The organism is Pseudomonas sp. PA-4-8C (assembly GCF_021606625.1).
GTDB lineage: Bacteria > Pseudomonadota > Gammaproteobacteria > Pseudomonadales > Pseudomonadaceae > Aquipseudomonas > Aquipseudomonas lactis.
On the sequence record NZ_WKCD01000018.1, the window covers coordinates 32,451 to 48,431 of the forward strand.

A 15,981-nucleotide genomic window follows, 5' to 3' on the forward strand; every position below is an offset into this window, starting at 1 on the left:
CTATGCGCGCCATACCGCTCCTTGCGCTTTTGCTCAGTAGTTGGTTTGCACTATCCGCCCATGCCGATGAAGCCCAAGACTGGCTGACTCGACTTGGGCGTGCAGAGCAGCAGCAAAGCTTCGAAGGTACGTTTGTCTACGAACGTAACGGCAGTTTTTCCACCCATGACATCTGGCACCGCGTCCAGGATGGTCATGTCCGTGAACGATTGTTGCAGCTTGACGGCTCCGCCCAAGAAGCGGTTCGGATAGACGGCCGAGCGCAATGCGTCAGTGGCACGTTGGTTGCCAGCCTCGGTCATTCTTCTGATGCACCCTCGCGTATTCTCGATCCCAAAAAACTCAATCCATTCTATGAACTGGCCGTCATTGGCAAATCCCGCGTGGCTGGTCGTAATGCGGTGATTGTGTCGATCAGTCCGCGTGACCCTTACCGTTATGGGTTTGAATTACACCTGGATCGTGAGACTGCGCTGCCGCTCAAGTCCTTGCTGCTCAACGATCAAGGGCAGTTGTTGGAGCGTTTCCAGTTCACGCGCCTGGACCCCTCGGCCATTCCTTCTGACCAGGACTTGCAGCCCAGCAGCGACTGTTCGCCGGTAACAATGTCGTCCGCCGCTAAAGCACCTGACTTGTCTGCCACGCAAAGGTGGCATCTGGACTGGCTACCGCCAGGTTTCCAACAGATCAGCAGCGCCACGCGCAAAGATACCCAAACGAAATCTACCGTCGACAGCCTGATGTATGACGATGGGCTCGCGCGTTTTTCGGTGTTTCTTGAGTCAGCCAGCGGCGCTGACGTGAATGAAACCCGTGCTCAGCTTGGGCCGACCGTGGCAGTCTCGCGGCGCTTGAATACGGTGGATGGCGAAATGATGGTCACCGTGGTCGGTGAAATTCCCATTGGCACTGCTGAGCGTATCGCGTTGTCGGTGCGTGGTGAAAAGGCCGCCGCCAAGCCCTGAGATTGTTAATCTTATGTTCATCCTGTTCTTTCAATCTGAGCCCGAATTTGGTTGGGGGCTGGGTGTATGAAATCTCTGGATCAGCATTTTCACTTGCAAAAACTTCCCATGTTTTTTATAGGTCAGGGTTTGATGGCTCTGGCCTTGTTTGTTCGCGGAACAAAAATGCCGGTCGCAGTGCCCGGCATTTATTGAACCCTGTCGCTTAACCCTGCTCGTCGTAACGGGAGCTGTATGTCGATACCACGTTTGAAGTCTTACTTATCCATAGTCGCCACAGTGCTGGTGCTGGGTCAGGCCTTACCTGCGCAAGCGGTCGAGTTGCCTGACTTCACCCAACTGGTGGAGCAGGCCTCGCCTGCCGTGGTGAACATCAGTACCACGCAGAAGCTGCCGGATCGCAAAGTCTCGAACCAGCAGATGCCCGACCTGGAAGGCTTGCCGCCCATGCTGCGCGAGTTCTTCGAACGAGGGATGCCGCAACCACGCTCCCCCCGTGGCGGCGGTGGCCAGCGCGAAGCCCAATCCCTGGGCTCCGGCTTCATCATTTCGCCTGACGGCTATATCCTCACCAACAACCACGTGATTGCCGATGCCGACGAGATTCTCGTGCGCCTGGCCGACCGCAGTGAACTCAAGGCCAAGCTGATTGGCACCGATCCACGTTCCGACGTGGCCTTGCTTAAAATCGAGGGCAAGGACTTGCCGGTGCTTAAGCTGGGCAAGTCCCAGGACCTGAAGGCCGGTCAGTGGGTGGTCGCGATCGGTTCGCCGTTCGGCTTTGACCACACCGTTACCCAAGGCATCGTCAGCGCCATCGGTCGCAGCCTGCCGAACGAAAACTACGTACCGTTCATCCAGACCGACGTGCCGATCAACCCAGGCAACTCCGGTGGCCCGCTGTTCAACCTGGCCGGTGAGGTGGTGGGCATCAACTCGCAGATCTACACCCGCTCCGGTGGCTTCATGGGCGTGTCCTTCGCGATCCCGATCGATGTGGCCATGGACGTCTCCAATCAGCTCAAAAGCGGCGGCAAGGTCAGCCGCGGCTGGTTGGGCGTGGTGATCCAGGAAGTGAACAAGGACCTGGCTGAGTCCTTCGGTCTCGACAAGCCGGCCGGTGCCCTGGTTGCGCAGATTCAGGACAATGGCCCTGCGGCCAAAGGCGGCCTGAAAGTGGGCGATGTAATCCTGAGCATGAACGGCCAGCCGATCATCATGTCGGCAGACTTGCCTCATTTGGTCGGCGCGCTCAAGGCCGGCGGCAAAGCCAAGCTGGAAGTGATTCGTGACGGCAAGCGCCAGAACGTCGAACTGACCGTTGGGGCAATTCCGGAAGAAGGCGCGACCCTGGACGCCCTGGGCAACGCCAAGCCAGGTGCCGAGCGCAGCAGTAACCGCCTGGGTATCGCCGTGGTTGAACTGACCGCCGAACAGAAGAAAACCTTCGACCTGCAAAGCGGTGTCGTGATCAAGGAGGTTCAGGACGGCCCAGCCGCCTTGATCGGCCTGCAACCGGGTGACGTGATCACCCACTTGAACAACCAGGCAATCGATACCACCAAGGAGTTCGCCGACATCGCCAAGGCGTTGCCGAAGAATCGCTCGGTGTCGATGCGCGTCCTGCGTCAAGGCCGTGCCAGCTTCATCACCTTCAAGCTGGCTGAGTAATCCGCTAGACCTATAAAAAAGCCCCGCTGCCGGTTAACGGCAGCGGGGCTTTTTTGTGGGCGGCGGGTTCAGCTCATCATGCCTTTCACCAGGCGCTCCTGTTCGATCAGTTCACGCTGACGGGCGTCGATGCGCGAGGACAGCGGGAAGTTATTGCCAGCACGCCGCTTGGCAAAGTCCAACTGCTGGATGGCTTGCTGGAAATCCCCCACCAATGCGAAATATTCGGCACGGGCCTGATGCAGGCCAATGATGTTGCCCGACAAGCCGCGTGTTTCGGCGACCTGATACCACACGTCCGGATCGTCCGGGCGCGATTTGAGCAGCCCGTCCAGCGCCTTTTCTGCATCGGCGGTACGGTTCTGTTTAAGCAACAGATCTACCCGCACCTGGTTCAGCGGATAGTTGCTGGGGTACTGGGTGAGCATGCGGTCGGTACGTTGCTGCGCATCCGGCATACGGTTGCTGGTGATGTCCAGTTCGATTTGGGCCAGGTTGTAGGTGATGTCGTTGGGCGCCTTGGCCAGCAGCGGCGCCAGGCTTTCCCGTGCTTCCTTGAGTTGAGTGCCCTTGATCTGGGCGATGGCCAGGCCATAGCGCGCCACGTCATTTTTAGGGTTTTCATCTAGCTGCGCCTGGAAGCGCTTGGCAGCCAGGCCTGGTGTGTCTTCGTACTTGAGCTGTACCCGTGCGCGAATCAGTTGATAGCGCAGGCTGTCTTCCTTGCCGCCGGGTTTGGCCTGTTCGGCGCGGTTGCGGGTGTCGGCGATACGCGATTCGGTGACCGGGTGAGTCAGCAGGAACTCTGGCGGCTTGGCGTCGAAGCGGTATTGGCGCATCAGCCGTTCGAACATGGTGGGCATGGAGCGAGGGTCGTAGCCTGCTTTCTCCAGGTTAAGGATACCGATGCGGTCAGCCTCTTGTTCGTTCTGGCGGGAGAAGCGGCGCTGCTCCTGGATCGCCGCGGCTTGTGAGCCGGCAATCGCGGCGATACCGGCATCCCCGGCACCTGCGGCAGCGGCGATAATGCCGCCAAGCAGGGCGGCCATCATCGGCAGTTGCATGCGTGATTGCGCTTCCACGCCTCGGGCGAAGTGGCGTTGGGACAAGTGCGCCAGTTCGTGGGCCAGTACCGACGCGTATTCGCCTTCGGTCTGTGCATTGAGAAACAGGCCGCCGTTGACCCCGACGATCCCACCCGGTGCCGCAAAGGCGTTGAGCTGTGGGCTGTTGATCAGGATAAATTCCAGGCGCCGGTCATTGACCTGGCTGGTCTCCACCAGCTTGTACACGCTGGTTTCGACGTAATCCTTGAGTTGCGGGTCATTGAGTTGCGAGACCTGGCCGCGCAGGTAAGCCAGCCAGGCGCGGCCCAGTTGGTATTCCTGTTGCGGCGAGACAATGGCAGAGCTGGCGTCACCAAGTGACGGCAGGTCGTCAGCGAAGGCCGGGGAGGCCAGCAGGCAGGCCAGCGTCAGCAGGGTAGGGCGCAAAAAAGTCATGCACAAAGCCTTTCGACAAAGAGCTTACTGTAGCCGGACACTGAGCTTGGGACCAGATATTCTAAGCAGCCTAAATGTTTGCCTGGAGTAACACCATGACCGACGTTGTAGCCTGTGACGCCGAACTCGACGCCAGCGGTCTGAACTGCCCGTTGCCCTTGCTCAAGGCCAAGCTGGAGCTCAATAAACTGGCCAGCGGTGCCGTGCTCAAGGTGACAGCCACCGACGCCGGCTCCCAGCGCGATTTTCGCACCTTTGCCAAGCTGGCCGGCCACACCCTGGAGCATGAAGACGCCGCCGAGGGTGTGTACCGTTATTGGTTGCGCAAGGCCTGAAGGCCTTATCGAGGCAAGATCAAGCCTTGTTCAGCGCCTGCGCTGCCGCCAGAACCGCATCAACATGCCCCGGCACTTTCACGCCGCGCCATTCCTGACGCAGGACGCCTTGGCTGTCGATCAGGAAGGTGCTGCGATCCACGCCCAGGTATTCCTTGCCATACAGCTTCTTCAACTTGATCACATCAAACAGCTGGCAGACCGCTTCGTCCTTATCGCTGATCAGCTCGAAAGGAAATTCTTGTTTGCCTTTGAAGTTCTCGTGGGACTTCACGCTGTCGCGCGACACGCCGAACACTTCGGTATTGGCGGCCTTGAACGCGGCGTACTGGTCACGAAAACCCTGGCCTTCGGTGGTGCAGCCAGGGGTGCTGTCTTTCGGGTAAAAGTAGATCACCACTTGCTTGCCCTTGAGGGCTGCGAGGCTGAAGGTCTGGCCGCTGGTGGCCTGGGCCTCGAAATCGGCCACGGGTGTGTCGATGGCTACCGGCATAGAGAAGTACTTCCTTACATGGGGTTCTGTGGGCGCCATGGCTCGATCAAGGCGTCGAGGTTCAGGGCATCGGCGAAATCCAGGAACTGGTCGCGCAGCCAACTGATCTGTACGCCGGCCGGCAAGGTCACGGTAAAGGTGGCATTGAGCATGGTGCCGCCGGTTTGTGGCGCCTGGTAGGTGTCACAGGTCAGGTTTTCCAGCTCGACGTTATGGTCGATAAAGAACTGGCACAACTCGTTGACGATGTCCGAACGGTAGGCCGAGCTGACATACGCTACATAAGGCAGGGCCTGGGGACGGTTTTCCAGGGCAGCGCTGCGTACCACGTTGACGGTGAAATCATGCTTCTTGGCCAGGCCTGGCAGGCCGGTTTCCAGACGCGCCAAGGCATCCCAGGAGCCAGAAATCTGCAGGACCAGCGCACTGCACTCGCCATGGCGGGTCAGGCGGGAGGTCACGACGGCGCAGCGGTTCTCATGGCTGGCGCGGCACAGGACGTTGGTCAGCTCCATGGGGTTGGCGCCGAGGGCACTGATAACAAGGAATTGTTCGCGAACTGTGGGGGTGGACATGCAGCCTTCCTAAAGCGATGAGCGGTCGATGCCGTGTGGGCGGTATCGATCAAAGGATCAAGGGTAGCGAAAAGCGTCGCCAAGGGCTAGGAGGTGGCGTTTTCATTGCGTGATCAGCCCGCTTCGGGCGGTGCTTTGGCCTAATGATGGCATTGCCCGTCGTTTAGTTGCGCCAGAACGCATCCTCACGCGGTACTTCGCTTGTACAAGCATCTTGGCGCCAGTACCATTACGGCTCTCTTTTTCCGGCAGGAGCGGTTGCATGATTGCGGGCAGTATGGTGGCACTGGTCACACCCATGGATGCACAAGGTCGTCTCGACTGGGACAGCCTGGGCAAACTGGTGGACTTCCACCTGCAAGAGGGCACCAACGCCATTGTGGCGGTCGGCACCACAGGTGAATCGGCCACCCTCGATGTGGAAGAACACATCCAGGTGATCGAGTTCGTGGTCAAGCGCGTGGCGGGCCGCATTGCGGTGATCGCCGGTACGGGCGCCAACTCGACGCGTGAAGCGATCGAGCTGACCAAGAACGCCAAGAAGGCCGGCGCCGACGCTTGCCTGCTGGTAACCCCGTATTACAACAAGCCGACCCAGGAAGGCTTGTACCAGCACTTCAAAGCCATCGCCGAAGCCGTGCAGATCCCGCAGATCCTCTACAACGTGCCGGGCCGCACCGCGTGCGACATGAAGGCAGAGACCGTGATCCGCCTGTCCACCGTGCCGAACATCATCGGCATCAAGGAAGCCACCGGCGACCTGCAGCGCGCCAAGGACATCCTGGCCGGCGTGAGCAGCGACTTCCTGGTGTATTCCGGTGACGACGCCACCGCTGTCGAGCTGATCCTGCTGGGTGGCAAGGGCAACATCTCCGTGACCGCCAACGTGGCCCCGCGCGCCATGAGCGAGCTGTGCGCCGCCGCCATTGCTGGCGATGCAGCCACCGCTCGTGCGATCCACGAGAAGCTGATGCCGCTCAACAAGACACTGTTTATCGAATCCAATCCTATTCCCGTGAAGTGGGCGCTGTTTGAGATGGGCCTGATGCCGGACGGTATCCGTCTGCCGCTCACCCGCCTCAGCGAAGCCTGTCACGAACCGCTGCGACAGGCCCTGCGCCAGTCCGGCGTCCTGGTTTAATTGAGGAAGCACTACGCATGAAGCGATTGGCCGGACTTTCCGCACTTGCCTTGATTATCTCCAGCACCAGTGGCTGCGGTTGGGTATGGGGGCCGGAAGGCTACTTCCGTGACCGCGGCAGCGATTACCTGGAAGCGCAAGCAACCAAACCGATGCAACTGCCGCCTGATGTCAATGTCGCCAAGCGCCTTGACCCGTTGCTGCCGATTCCACGCAACGTTGCCGACGACACGGTCAAGGGTGAGTACGTAGTGCCACGCCCACAGCCGATCACGGCCGTGGCCGATGCCAGCGACTACAGCCTGCAGAAAAGCGGCGACAACCGCTGGATCGTGGCTCAGCGCCCACCTGCTGAAGTCTGGCCGGTGGCGGTGCAGTTCTTTCAGGACAACGGTTTCCGCCTCGACCAGCAACGCCCGCAGACCGGTGAGTTCACCACCGCGTGGCAGCAAGGTCGCGAGCTGTCCGCCAACATGGCCCAGCGCCTGCTGGCGGGCGGTGTAGCCGCCGACAGCGAAGCCCGTGTGCGTGTGCGCATCGAGCCTGGCGTGCAGCGCAACACCAGCGAAGTCTATGTGGTCAGCGCCGAGCGGCCTGCCGGCAGCACGGCTGACGTCGACTTCACCCCGCGCTCGGTCAACACCGGTGTCGACGCCGCGCTGGTCGACGAGATGCTGGCCAGCATGAGCCGTATCTCCGAGAAGGGTGGTTCCGTATCCTTACTCGCCGCCCGTGATTACGACACCCCTAGTCGCGTCAGCCTCACCGAAGACGGCAGCGGCAACGTGGTGCTGAACCTGGGTGAAGACCTCGACCGCGCCTGGGCCAGTGTTGGCCGCGCGTTGGAGCAGGGCCCTTGGCGCGTTGAAGACATCAACCGCAGCCTGGGCCTGTACTACATCAACGTGGCTGAAAAGGCCGAGAAAAAAGACGACGAGCCAGGTTTCTTCGGCAAATTGTTCGGCAGCGCGCCGACCAAGGAAGAGATCGAAACCCGCGCCGAGCGTTACCAGGTTCGTTTGAGCAAGGTGGGCGAAAGCGTGCAAGTTACCGTCGAGAAGAACATCAACACCGTCGCGCCAGCTGAAACAGCGCGCAAAGTGTTGGGCGTGATTCAAGACAACCTGGGCTGATCCGATGCGTTTTGCCGTTCTCGGCAGCGGTAGCCAAGGGAACGGTACGCTGGTCGCCCATGATGACACGTACGTGCTGGTCGATTGTGGTTTCTCCCTGCGGGAAACCGAGCGGCGCCTGTTGCGCCTGGGGGTTCACCCCACGCAACTGAGCGCGATTCTGGTAACCCACGAACATGCCGACCATGTGCATGGCGTGGGTTTGCTGTCTCGGCGCTACAATTTACCGGTGTACTTGAGTCGCGGCACGTTGCGCGGGATGCGCAAACCCATTGAACCTGCTGGCTTCCTGGCCGGTGGTGAGCAACTGCAAATTGGCGCCCTGAGCATCAATGTTGTTGCGGTTGCTCATGATGCCCAGGAGCCGACGCAATATGTATTCAGTGACGGTGAGCGGCGCTTCGGTGTGCTCACCGATCTGGGTTCTTATTGCGCCAAGGTGCTGGAGGGTTACCGGGACCTCGATGCCTTGATGATCGAGTCCAACCACTGCCGAGACCTGCTGGCACGCGGTCATTACCCTTATTTTCTCAAGCAGCGGGTGGGCGGCGAGCTGGGACATTTGAACAACCACCAGGCCGCATACCTGGTGTATGAGTTGGGCTGGCAAGACCTGCAACACCTGGTCCTGGCTCACCTCAGCAGCAAGAACAACCTGCCGACGCTTGCCCGGCAATGTTTTGTCGACACCCTAGGGTGCGACCCGGACTGGCTGCAACTGGCCGATCAAGATTCAGGGCTCGACTGGCGACACATCGCCTAGCCCACCTTACTCAAAGCGGAGCCCATCATGGAAAAACGTGAAGAACTCTACCGCGGCAAAGCCAAGTCGGTGTACAAGACCGACGACGCCAACCGCCTGATCCTGCTGTTTCGCAACGACACCTCGGCGTTCGACGGCAAGCGCATCGAACAGCTTGACCGCAAAGGCATGGTGAACAACAAGTTCAACGCCTTCATCATGCAGAAACTCGAAGCGGCCGGTATCCCGACCCAATTCGACAAACTGCTGGGCGACAACGAATGCCTGGTCAAGAAGCTCGACATGATCCCGGTCGAGTGCGTCGTGCGTAACTACGCCGCCGGCAGCCTGGTCAAGCGTTTGGGCGTGGAAGAGGGCCTCAAGCTCAACCCTTACACCTTCGAACTGTTCCTGAAGGACGACGCCAAGGGCGACCCGTTTATCAACGAATCCCACGTCGTGGCGTTCGGTTGGGGCACCGCTGAGCAACTGGCGCGCATGAAGGAGTTGTCCCTCAAGGTCAACGACGTGCTGAGCAAGCTGTTCGACGACGCTGGCCTGTTGCTGGTGGACTTCAAGCTCGAATTCGGCGTATTCCACGACGGCTCCATCGTCCTGGGCGACGAATTCAGCCCGGACGGTTGCCGCCTGTGGGACAAGGACACCAAGAAGAAGATGGACAAAGACCGCTTCCGCCAAGGCCTCGGTGACGTGATCGAAGCCTACGAAGAAGTCGCCAATCGTCTCGGCGTACCGCTGTAATCGACGCAAGCATCTGATAGCACGGAAAAAAATCGCTTCGGCGCTTTGCATCCATCAATCATGCTGTTATGATGCGCGCCGTTGGAGAGATGCCAGAGTGGCCGAATGGGACGGATTCGAAATCCGTTGTACCTTCACCGGTACCTAGGGTTCGAATCCCTATCTCTCCGCCATTACATAGAAAAAGCCCCGCAGCTGAATAAGCTGCGGGGCTTTTTCATTTCCGGCCGTTATTAATGGCTGCTTCAGGGATTTGTTTTAGTCCTGCCTAGCGCTGTTCAAGGCGCTCAGACGCTTTGCGATAAGCCTGATCACGCTCACGTTTATCAACGGCGACCACGAACACCGTAATTTCCTGATCGATCACTTGATACACCAGCCTGTATCCGCTGCTACGCAGTTTGATTTTGTAGCAGTCAGGCAGGCGATGTAGGCGATTAGCTTCAATACGTGGGTTGTTCAGGATTTCGACCAGCTTCTTTTTGAGTTGCTGACGGAGGGTGTCACCGAGCTTCTGCCATTCCTTCAATGCACGCGCATCAAAATCAAGGCTATAGGTCATCCAAAGAAACCCTTACGCGTTGAGGCGATGCAAGACGCTCACGTACGGTCGCCATCAAGGCTTCATCCTCTTCAGTCATCAGCACAGGCTTAAATGGCAACTGGCCGCGCTCGGCAACATATTGCAACGCCTGGCGTATCAGTTCGGAAGGGGTGACACCGAGTTTCTCCAGCTCCAGGTAGGCGCGAGTTTTCAGGTCGTCATCGATACGGATGTTGATAGATGCCAAGGGATAGCTCCTTGTGTAATGACGTTGGTCATTACATTGGAGCAATCGGGTTTCATTGGCAAGTCTGTCTAGACATACGGCAATCACTCTCATCTGTTGATCCTACTTTTTGCTCGTCGGCTTTGCCGGGCGCTTTTTATCGGTTTCTTTCACCGTTTCTCTTGGTCTTTTCTTCGCCTCTTGCTCTGTTACGTATTCACCTGTGACCGCATCGCGATATCTTGTTGACATATAAGCACCCTTGACAGTATGCCGCCCCGGCGGCGACCTTTTTCAGGCTAGCTCAGAGGCTTATGCGCACAAGGTTCCCTGTGGGCATTCTGGTTACCAAGCTTTTCTGAAACAGGTGCTTACGTTATGCGGGTTCGGCGGTTTTCGAGCAGGGTTGCGTTGACTGGGGTAGGGCGCTAACCTTCCGCCGTCGTCCTCATGGCGACCGGTTTTGACAGACTGATTTACAGGTGTACGACCTCCATGCGATTACAGCGCTTCTGCTGTGACGTCGTTTTATGGCGGCTGTGCGTGGGGCATCTTCGGGTGCGCCGGGTCCTGTATACCGGTCTGTCAACCCGCGCACAGCTGCCACCTGATCCTGTTTGACAGCGGGATGTGGCAGTTCCCATTGCATACAGGAGCTACACAATGAGCAATCTCGATTCTGATTCCGAATTTTCCCCGCGTAAAATATTCCATGTAGCCGATGACGTCGGCACCGAAGAAGCCCTCACAAACGCCACCGAAATCCTGTCATCCGCCCTGCAAACCGCTTACCAATGCGCCGAAGATCCCGTCAGCACGCAGTCGCCCGTGATCATGGCCCTGGCTCAATTGATTGAGAACGCGCAAGCCCTGGTGGACGCTGTCCTCGAGCGTGATTTCCCCACGGCCCAATAAACACCTGCTCCGGAAACGAAAAAAGCCTGCCGAACTCAACGCTCAGCAGGCTTTTTTGTGGCTGCAACTCGGTCAGGCAGGCTGCGCCACCAAGCTGTTGCTCACCTTACGGCCCAACACCAGCACGGTCGCAAACCCCAACCCCACCAACACAGTGGCCAGGCTCAACAACACCGAGCTGCCCATTTGGTCGACGATCCGCCCACCAAAGAACGAGCCCAGGGCAATGATCACCTGAAACAGCGCCACGAACAGCGGCATGCCTCGCTCCACATCCTTGGGCGCTACCACGAACATCCAGATACTGGCGCAGGCCGGGAAGGCGCCAAAGGCAAAGCCCCAAAGCGCGATCAGCACCACGGCACCCGTCATACCGGTGGCGAAGTAGGGGAACAGGGCGGTGCTGGTACCGATCATCAGCGCGACCAGCAGCAAGGTGTTACGTACGCTGCGGTTGGCGGCGAAGCCGGCGAACACATTGCCCAGAACGCCTGCCACGCCATACAGCAGCAACAATGAGCCAATCGTCGGCCCGTCGAAGCCGGAGCTGTGCTTGAAGAACGGCGCGACATAGGTGTACGCAGCAAAGTGCGCCAAGCCGATCAACAGTACGGCGATCAACCCGACGCGCGCTTGTGGGTTGATAAACAGGGCCGGCAGGTCGCGTACCTCTATGGCCTTTTCCGGTTTGAGGCGCGGCAGCAGCAAGACTTGCGCCAGCAGCACCGGCACACCCACCAGCGCGGTGACCAGAAAGGTCATGCGCCAGCCCATCAGGCCGCTGAGCCAGGTGCCTACGGGCACACCGAGTACGGTGGCCAGGGTCACGCCCATCATGATGATCGACGTGGCTTTTGCGACGCCCACGCCCTTGGGCGCCAGCCTGCCGCTGAGGGCGATGGCAGTGGCCCAGAAACCGCCGATGCTGATGCCCAGCAGTACGCGGCCGAACAGCAGCAGGCTGAAATCGGTGGCATAGGCCACCACCCCGTTGGCGAGGATCATGACCAGCGTCAGGCCGATCAGCAGATAGCGGCGGTCCATGGCGCCAATGCCAACCGACAGCAACGGCGCTGCAAGGGCCGCCATGATGCCGGGCAGGGTGACCATCAGGCCTGCGTGGCCGGCACTGATGCCCAAGTCGCTGGCGACGTCGTTGAGCACGCCCACCGGCAGAAACTCGCTGGTCACCAGGGCAAATGCACCCACGGCGACCGAAAGAATTGCCAGCCACTGCTGTTTGACGCTTTGTTGATTATGTTCGGGAAGGCCGTTAGAGGCCTGGCTCGCGCTTGGCATGGTGTGGGATTCCAAGGTGAAAGTCGCCTGAGGTCAGACGCAGGAGAGGGAAGCTGGGGGCGATTATAGGAATCAGTGTTGGCAATCGAGCAGGCGCTCGTTTCGATAGTAATCATCAGTGCTATCGATGTGAGGTTTTTGAAGAGTCCTCACTCAGCATCACAAACGAAAAAGCCCGAAGTTGAGTCAGCTCCGAGCTTTTCCGGTTATGACGATGTTTAAGGTGCAGGGGGTGGAGTTTTATTTTAGCTAGCCAGCGCGTTCAGTACATGTACTGGGTCATTATGGATAGCTTTCAACAACGCCTTTGCCGGCCCAGTAGGTTCGCGACGACCCTGCTCCCAGTTGCGCAACGTACCGAGCTGAACGTCAATCAGCGCTGCGAATTTAGCCTGGGTCAGCCCTGTTGCCTTACGGATTTCTTTAACTCGCATTGAGTCAACATGAAATTCACGGGATGGCTCCCGTTCTCCGCGCAGGATCTCGTTCATCTCTTGAACGCTTTCCATCAATTCATCAAAAAGTCGGCTCATAGCTATCTCCAGTGCTCAATCGCAGCCTTCAGTGACTTGCGTTCGTCGGCGCTCAAGTCCTGCTGTTCATTTTTGGGATAGATCATCAGTAAAACAATCTGTGATGCCGAGGCGAAGTGGTAATAGATCACACGTGCCCCGCCTCGTTTACCATGGCTCTTGGCTGCTACTCGTATTTTGCGGATACCGCCCGTACCCTCAATCACATCGCCTGCGGCGGGATTCACTACAAGCACGTTCTGAAAGGCCATGTAGGCATCCTCGTCGATCAATTCTTTAACGCGACGTGTGAAGACCGATGTCTCAATGAAAATCATCGCTAATGTACGCCATTGGCTTAGTTGGCTGCAATCCTAGCCGTGCGCGCTTCGGTGAGCATCCGGTGAGTTGTAACTGCTTTTTGGCGCACTCGGATGCGGCCAATTATGTTCTGGCCAACCGCTCCAAAAGGCACTCAATAAACACCCCCTCCGCCCGACTCATCTTCTGCTCCCGATTCCACAGCACGTGAATATCCACATCCGCAATGCCCTCATCCGGCGGCAACCGCCAGAGCAGCCCGTTCTCCACATCCTCGGCCACCACGTGCACCGGCAGGCATCCCAGGCCATACCCGGCAATCACCAGGCGCCGCACTTCTTCCAGGCTGGATGACGACGCCACGATCCGCCCGCCGAACCCTTGCTGATCGCGAAAAATCGTCAGCGGCGAGAGCATCCCGCCGATCTGATCGCTGGTAAAACTCACGAAGTTTTCCGACTGCAAGTCTCCTTCGACCAAGCCGGTGCGTCCGAACAAGGGGTGGTGTTTCCCACAAAAAAACGCATAGCGCTGACGTAGGAACAGGTGCTGTTCCAGGCGCGGCTGTGACCGACGGTTGAGGCTCAGCCCCAAGGTTGCGGTTTTTTCCAGCAGGGCGGCGACGATGTCGGAGCTGCGCATCACTTCGACCTCCAGGTCTACCCGTGGGTGCTCGCGATGAAAGCCTGCGAGAAAGTCATCGAACGTGTCGGAATTAATCCGGCTGATCATCAGCAAGCGCACTTTGCCGATCACTTCATCACCCGGCTTTTGCAGGGCGTTGCTCATCTGCGAGACCTGGCCGTACATCTCACCGGCAATGGCGAAGATCTGCTCACCGGCCTCGGTAAGCACAAAGCGCGGGCCACGGCGCAGGATGAGCTGGCAGTCGAGCTGTTCTTCCAGGCGCTTGAGCGCCTGGCTGATCGCCGGTTGCGTGAGGTGCAGGCGGGCGGCGGCGCGGCTGATGCTCAGTTCCTGGCCGATCACACGGAAGGTGCGCAGCAAGTTCCAGTCCAGGCGGTCATTGAGCAGGGGGTGAATATCGCGGCGGGATTCGGGCATGGGGTCGCTCGATAATAAGCAGTTCTTATAATCAAGATAATAAATAGAAAATTGACTAATCATAGCCCCAGGCCGAAAAATCGGGCTCAACAAGCGCCACCAGAGCGCACTGGTTTGACCTTCTCCTGCCAAAAAAATAACCAAAGGAGCCAGCCCCATGAAGCCTTCCGCTTCGCCGCAGCCTCGCCGTGCCGCGGCCGCCGCCTTTATCGGCACCATGATCGAGTGGTACGACTTTTACATCTACGCTACCGCCGCCGCGCTGGTGTTCGGTCAGCTGTTCTTCCCTTCCGACGATAAACTGTTCAGCACCATGGCCGCATTCGGCACCTTCGCCGTGGGCTTTTTCGCACGGCCGTTGGGTGGCGTGGTGTTCGGCCATATCGGCGACCGCATCGGGCGCAAGAAGTCCCTGGTGATTACCCTCGTGATGATGGGCGTGGTGACGGTGTGTATCGGCCTGTTACCGACCTATGCGCAGATCGGCGCTGCGGCCCCGGTGTTGCTGATTTTGCTGCGCGTGGTGCAGGGCATCGCGGTCGGTGGCGAGTGGGGCGGGGCGGTGCTGATGGCCGGGGAACATGCGCCAAAGGGGCGCCGTAACTTCTTTGCATCCTTCGCGCAATTGGGTAGCCCGGCCGGTTTGATCCTTTCCTTGCTGGCGTTCAGCGCTGTGACCCGTCTGCCAGAAGAGGATCTGCTCAGTTGGGGCTGGCGCCTGCCGTTCCTGGCCAGTGCCTTGCTGCTGGTGGTCGGCCTGGCGATTCGCCTGGGTGTGAACGAGTCGCCGGAGTTCCTCGAAGACAAAGCCCTGGCGGAAAAAGCCCGCGCCATCAAGAAAGACCAAGCCCCCGTGCTGGAAGTGCTGAAGACGGCTTGGCGCCCCCTGTTGCTGTGCATTGGCGCCAACACGTTGGGGATTGCCGGCGTGTATTTCACCAACACCTTCATGATTGCCTACAGCACTCAGCAATTGGACCTACCGCGATCGCTGATTCTGGAATGCCTGTTCTTCGTTGCCATTATCCAGTTCTGCGTTCAGCCGCTGGCCGCCTGGGTGGCGGAGAAGGTCGGCGCTACGCGGTTCCTGTGCGCCATGTGCGTACTGGCAATGGCTTCGCCGTATCCGATGTTCGTCTTGGTCAGCAGCGGCCAGGCGCCCTTGATCATCTTTGGTATTGCCTTGGCGGTAGTGTGCATGGCGTCGTTCTACGCCGTGATCGCGGGTTACGTCAGCGGCCTGTTTGAAACCCGTGTGCGTTACACCGCGATCTCTTTGGCCTATCAGGTGTGTGGCGCGTTGGCCGGTGGTTTGACGCCGCTGATCGGCACCTGGCTGGCCCATCAATACCTGGGCCAATGGTGGCCGATGGCGGTTTTCTACAGCGTCATCGCAGCGGTGTCGTTGGTGTGCGTACTCGCTTTGTCCCGCCGCCACGCCACGGCCCACCGCCTGGAAATGGCACACAGTTGAGGGAGTCAGCAATGTTGAAGATTAATGGCGAGCGCCTGTGGCATAGCCTGATGGCCATGGCCGAGATCGGCGCGACGGCACGCGGTGGCAGCTGCCGTCTGGCATTGAGCGCTGAAGACAAGGCCGGTCGGGAGCTATTCAGCCACTGGTGTAAAGCAGCTGGCCTGACGTTGAGCGTGGACGCTATCGGCAACCTGTTCGCTCGCCGCGCCGGCACCGATAAGGACGCCGCCCCGGTGATGATGGGCAGCCATCTGGATACCCAGCCCGAAGGCGGACGTTTCGATGGGGTGTACGGCGTGTTGG

The 15,981-nt window shown here is 59.0% G+C and carries 18 protein-coding genes, 1 tRNA gene and 1 pseudogene; 11 read left to right on the plus strand and 9 right to left on the minus strand.

Features of this window, described 5'->3' with window-relative positions; translation table 11 throughout:
• Nucleotides 1-2 precede the first annotated feature (2 nt).
• Nucleotides 3-965 carry a MucB/RseB C-terminal domain-containing protein gene (locus GIW04_RS05705; protein WP_120247648.1) on the plus strand — a complete coding sequence of 321 codons (963 nt, stop codon included), beginning with the start codon at nucleotides 3-5 and terminating at the stop codon, nucleotides 963-965.
• Between the two features lie 234 nt (nucleotides 966-1,199).
• A complete protein-coding gene (locus GIW04_RS05710; RefSeq protein ID WP_003189456.1) occupies nucleotides 1,200-2,636 on the plus strand; it encodes a DegQ family serine endoprotease in 1,437 nt (478 codons plus the stop codon).
• Between the two features lie 68 nt (nucleotides 2,637-2,704).
• On the opposite strand, the gene GIW04_RS05715 is transcribed toward GIW04_RS05710, so the two are convergent.
• Nucleotides 2,705-4,138, minus strand: coding sequence for a M48 family metalloprotease (locus GIW04_RS05715; RefSeq protein WP_003189458.1), 1,434 nt, complete (start codon nucleotides 4,136-4,138; stop codon nucleotides 2,705-2,707).
• Nucleotides 4,139-4,233: 95 nt separating this feature from the next.
• Between GIW04_RS05715 and GIW04_RS05720 the strand changes: the two genes are divergently transcribed.
• Complete coding sequence (locus GIW04_RS05720) at nucleotides 4,234-4,473, plus strand: sulfurtransferase TusA family protein (protein WP_003189460.1); 240 nt, start codon at nucleotides 4,234-4,236, stop codon at nucleotides 4,471-4,473.
• Nucleotides 4,474-4,492: 19 nt separating this feature from the next.
• On the opposite strand, the gene GIW04_RS05725 is transcribed toward GIW04_RS05720, so the two are convergent.
• Both GIW04_RS05725 and GIW04_RS05730 read right to left on the minus strand, forming a co-directional pair.
• Complete coding sequence (locus GIW04_RS05725) at nucleotides 4,493-4,966, minus strand: peroxiredoxin (RefSeq protein ID WP_003189461.1); 474 nt, start codon at nucleotides 4,964-4,966, stop codon at nucleotides 4,493-4,495.
• 14 nt (nucleotides 4,967-4,980) lie between these two features.
• A complete protein-coding gene (locus GIW04_RS05730) occupies nucleotides 4,981-5,541 on the minus strand; it encodes a glycine cleavage system protein R (RefSeq protein WP_003189463.1) in 561 nt (186 codons plus the stop codon).
• 262 nt (nucleotides 5,542-5,803) lie between these two features.
• On the opposite strand from GIW04_RS05730, the gene dapA reads away from it, so the two are divergent.
• From dapA to GIW04_RS05755, 5 genes are all read left to right on the plus strand, one after another.
• Nucleotides 5,804-6,682: a 4-hydroxy-tetrahydrodipicolinate synthase gene (gene dapA, locus GIW04_RS05735; protein WP_034135081.1), complete on the plus strand. Its 879-nt coding sequence runs from the start codon at nucleotides 5,804-5,806 to the stop codon at nucleotides 6,680-6,682.
• Nucleotides 6,683-6,699: 17 nt separating this feature from the next.
• Complete coding sequence (gene bamC / locus GIW04_RS05740; RefSeq protein ID WP_003189467.1) at nucleotides 6,700-7,815, plus strand: outer membrane protein assembly factor BamC; 1,116 nt, start codon at nucleotides 6,700-6,702, stop codon at nucleotides 7,813-7,815.
• Between the two features lie 4 nt (nucleotides 7,816-7,819).
• Complete coding sequence (locus GIW04_RS05745; RefSeq protein ID WP_003189469.1) at nucleotides 7,820-8,578, plus strand: MBL fold metallo-hydrolase; 759 nt, start codon at nucleotides 7,820-7,822, stop codon at nucleotides 8,576-8,578.
• A gap of 27 nt (nucleotides 8,579-8,605) precedes the next feature.
• Nucleotides 8,606-9,319 (plus strand): phosphoribosylaminoimidazolesuccinocarboxamide synthase, encoded by a 714-nt coding sequence (purC, locus tag GIW04_RS05750; protein WP_010212191.1) that lies wholly within the window; start codon nucleotides 8,606-8,608, stop codon nucleotides 9,317-9,319.
• A gap of 83 nt (nucleotides 9,320-9,402) precedes the next feature.
• A tRNA-Ser gene (locus GIW04_RS05755) sits at nucleotides 9,403-9,492 on the plus strand.
• A 95-nt stretch (nucleotides 9,493-9,587) separates the two neighbouring features.
• On the opposite strand, the gene GIW04_RS05760 is transcribed toward GIW04_RS05755, so the two are convergent.
• Nucleotides 9,588-9,881, minus strand: coding sequence for a type II toxin-antitoxin system RelE family toxin (locus tag GIW04_RS05760; protein WP_120247649.1), 294 nt, complete (start codon nucleotides 9,879-9,881; stop codon nucleotides 9,588-9,590).
• Complete coding sequence (locus GIW04_RS05765; protein WP_020301039.1) at nucleotides 9,871-10,110, minus strand: type II toxin-antitoxin system RelB/DinJ family antitoxin; 240 nt, start codon at nucleotides 10,108-10,110, stop codon at nucleotides 9,871-9,873. Before GIW04_RS05765 ends, GIW04_RS05760 begins: the two co-directional genes overlap by 11 nt.
• Before the next feature lie 642 nt (nucleotides 10,111-10,752).
• On the opposite strand from GIW04_RS05765, the gene GIW04_RS05770 reads away from it, so the two are divergent.
• A complete protein-coding gene (locus GIW04_RS05770; RefSeq protein WP_120247650.1) occupies nucleotides 10,753-11,004 on the plus strand; it encodes a DUF6124 family protein in 252 nt (83 codons plus the stop codon).
• A gap of 72 nt (nucleotides 11,005-11,076) precedes the next feature.
• Here GIW04_RS05770 and GIW04_RS05775 read toward each other — a convergent pair whose 3' ends face one another.
• The 4 genes from GIW04_RS05775 to GIW04_RS05790 all read right to left on the minus strand — a co-directional run bounded on the left by GIW04_RS05775 (nucleotide 11,077) and on the right by GIW04_RS05790 (nucleotide 14,201).
• Complete coding sequence (locus GIW04_RS05775; protein ID WP_034135083.1) at nucleotides 11,077-12,303, minus strand: MFS transporter; 1,227 nt, start codon at nucleotides 12,301-12,303, stop codon at nucleotides 11,077-11,079.
• Nucleotides 12,304-12,548: 245 nt separating this feature from the next.
• Entirely contained in the window at nucleotides 12,549-12,836 is a 288-nt protein-coding gene (gene nadS / locus GIW04_RS05780; protein WP_014717446.1) for a NadS family protein, read from the minus strand.
• 2 nt (nucleotides 12,837-12,838) lie between these two features.
• Complete coding sequence (locus GIW04_RS05785; protein WP_034135084.1) at nucleotides 12,839-13,153, minus strand: type II toxin-antitoxin system RelE/ParE family toxin; 315 nt, start codon at nucleotides 13,151-13,153, stop codon at nucleotides 12,839-12,841.
• A gap of 106 nt (nucleotides 13,154-13,259) precedes the next feature.
• A complete protein-coding gene (locus tag GIW04_RS05790) occupies nucleotides 13,260-14,201 on the minus strand; it encodes a LysR family transcriptional regulator (protein WP_120247651.1) in 942 nt (313 codons plus the stop codon).
• A gap of 157 nt (nucleotides 14,202-14,358) precedes the next feature.
• Between GIW04_RS05790 and GIW04_RS05795 the strand changes: the two genes are divergently transcribed.
• Together GIW04_RS05795 and GIW04_RS05800 are read left to right on the plus strand one after the other, a co-directional pair.
• Nucleotides 14,359-15,675 carry an MFS transporter gene (locus GIW04_RS05795; RefSeq protein WP_034135086.1) on the plus strand — a complete coding sequence of 439 codons (1,317 nt, stop codon included), beginning with the start codon at nucleotides 14,359-14,361 and terminating at the stop codon, nucleotides 15,673-15,675.
• A gap of 11 nt (nucleotides 15,676-15,686) precedes the next feature.
• A pseudogene (locus GIW04_RS05800) lies at nucleotides 15,687-15,981 on the plus strand (Zn-dependent hydrolase); the annotation flags it as partial.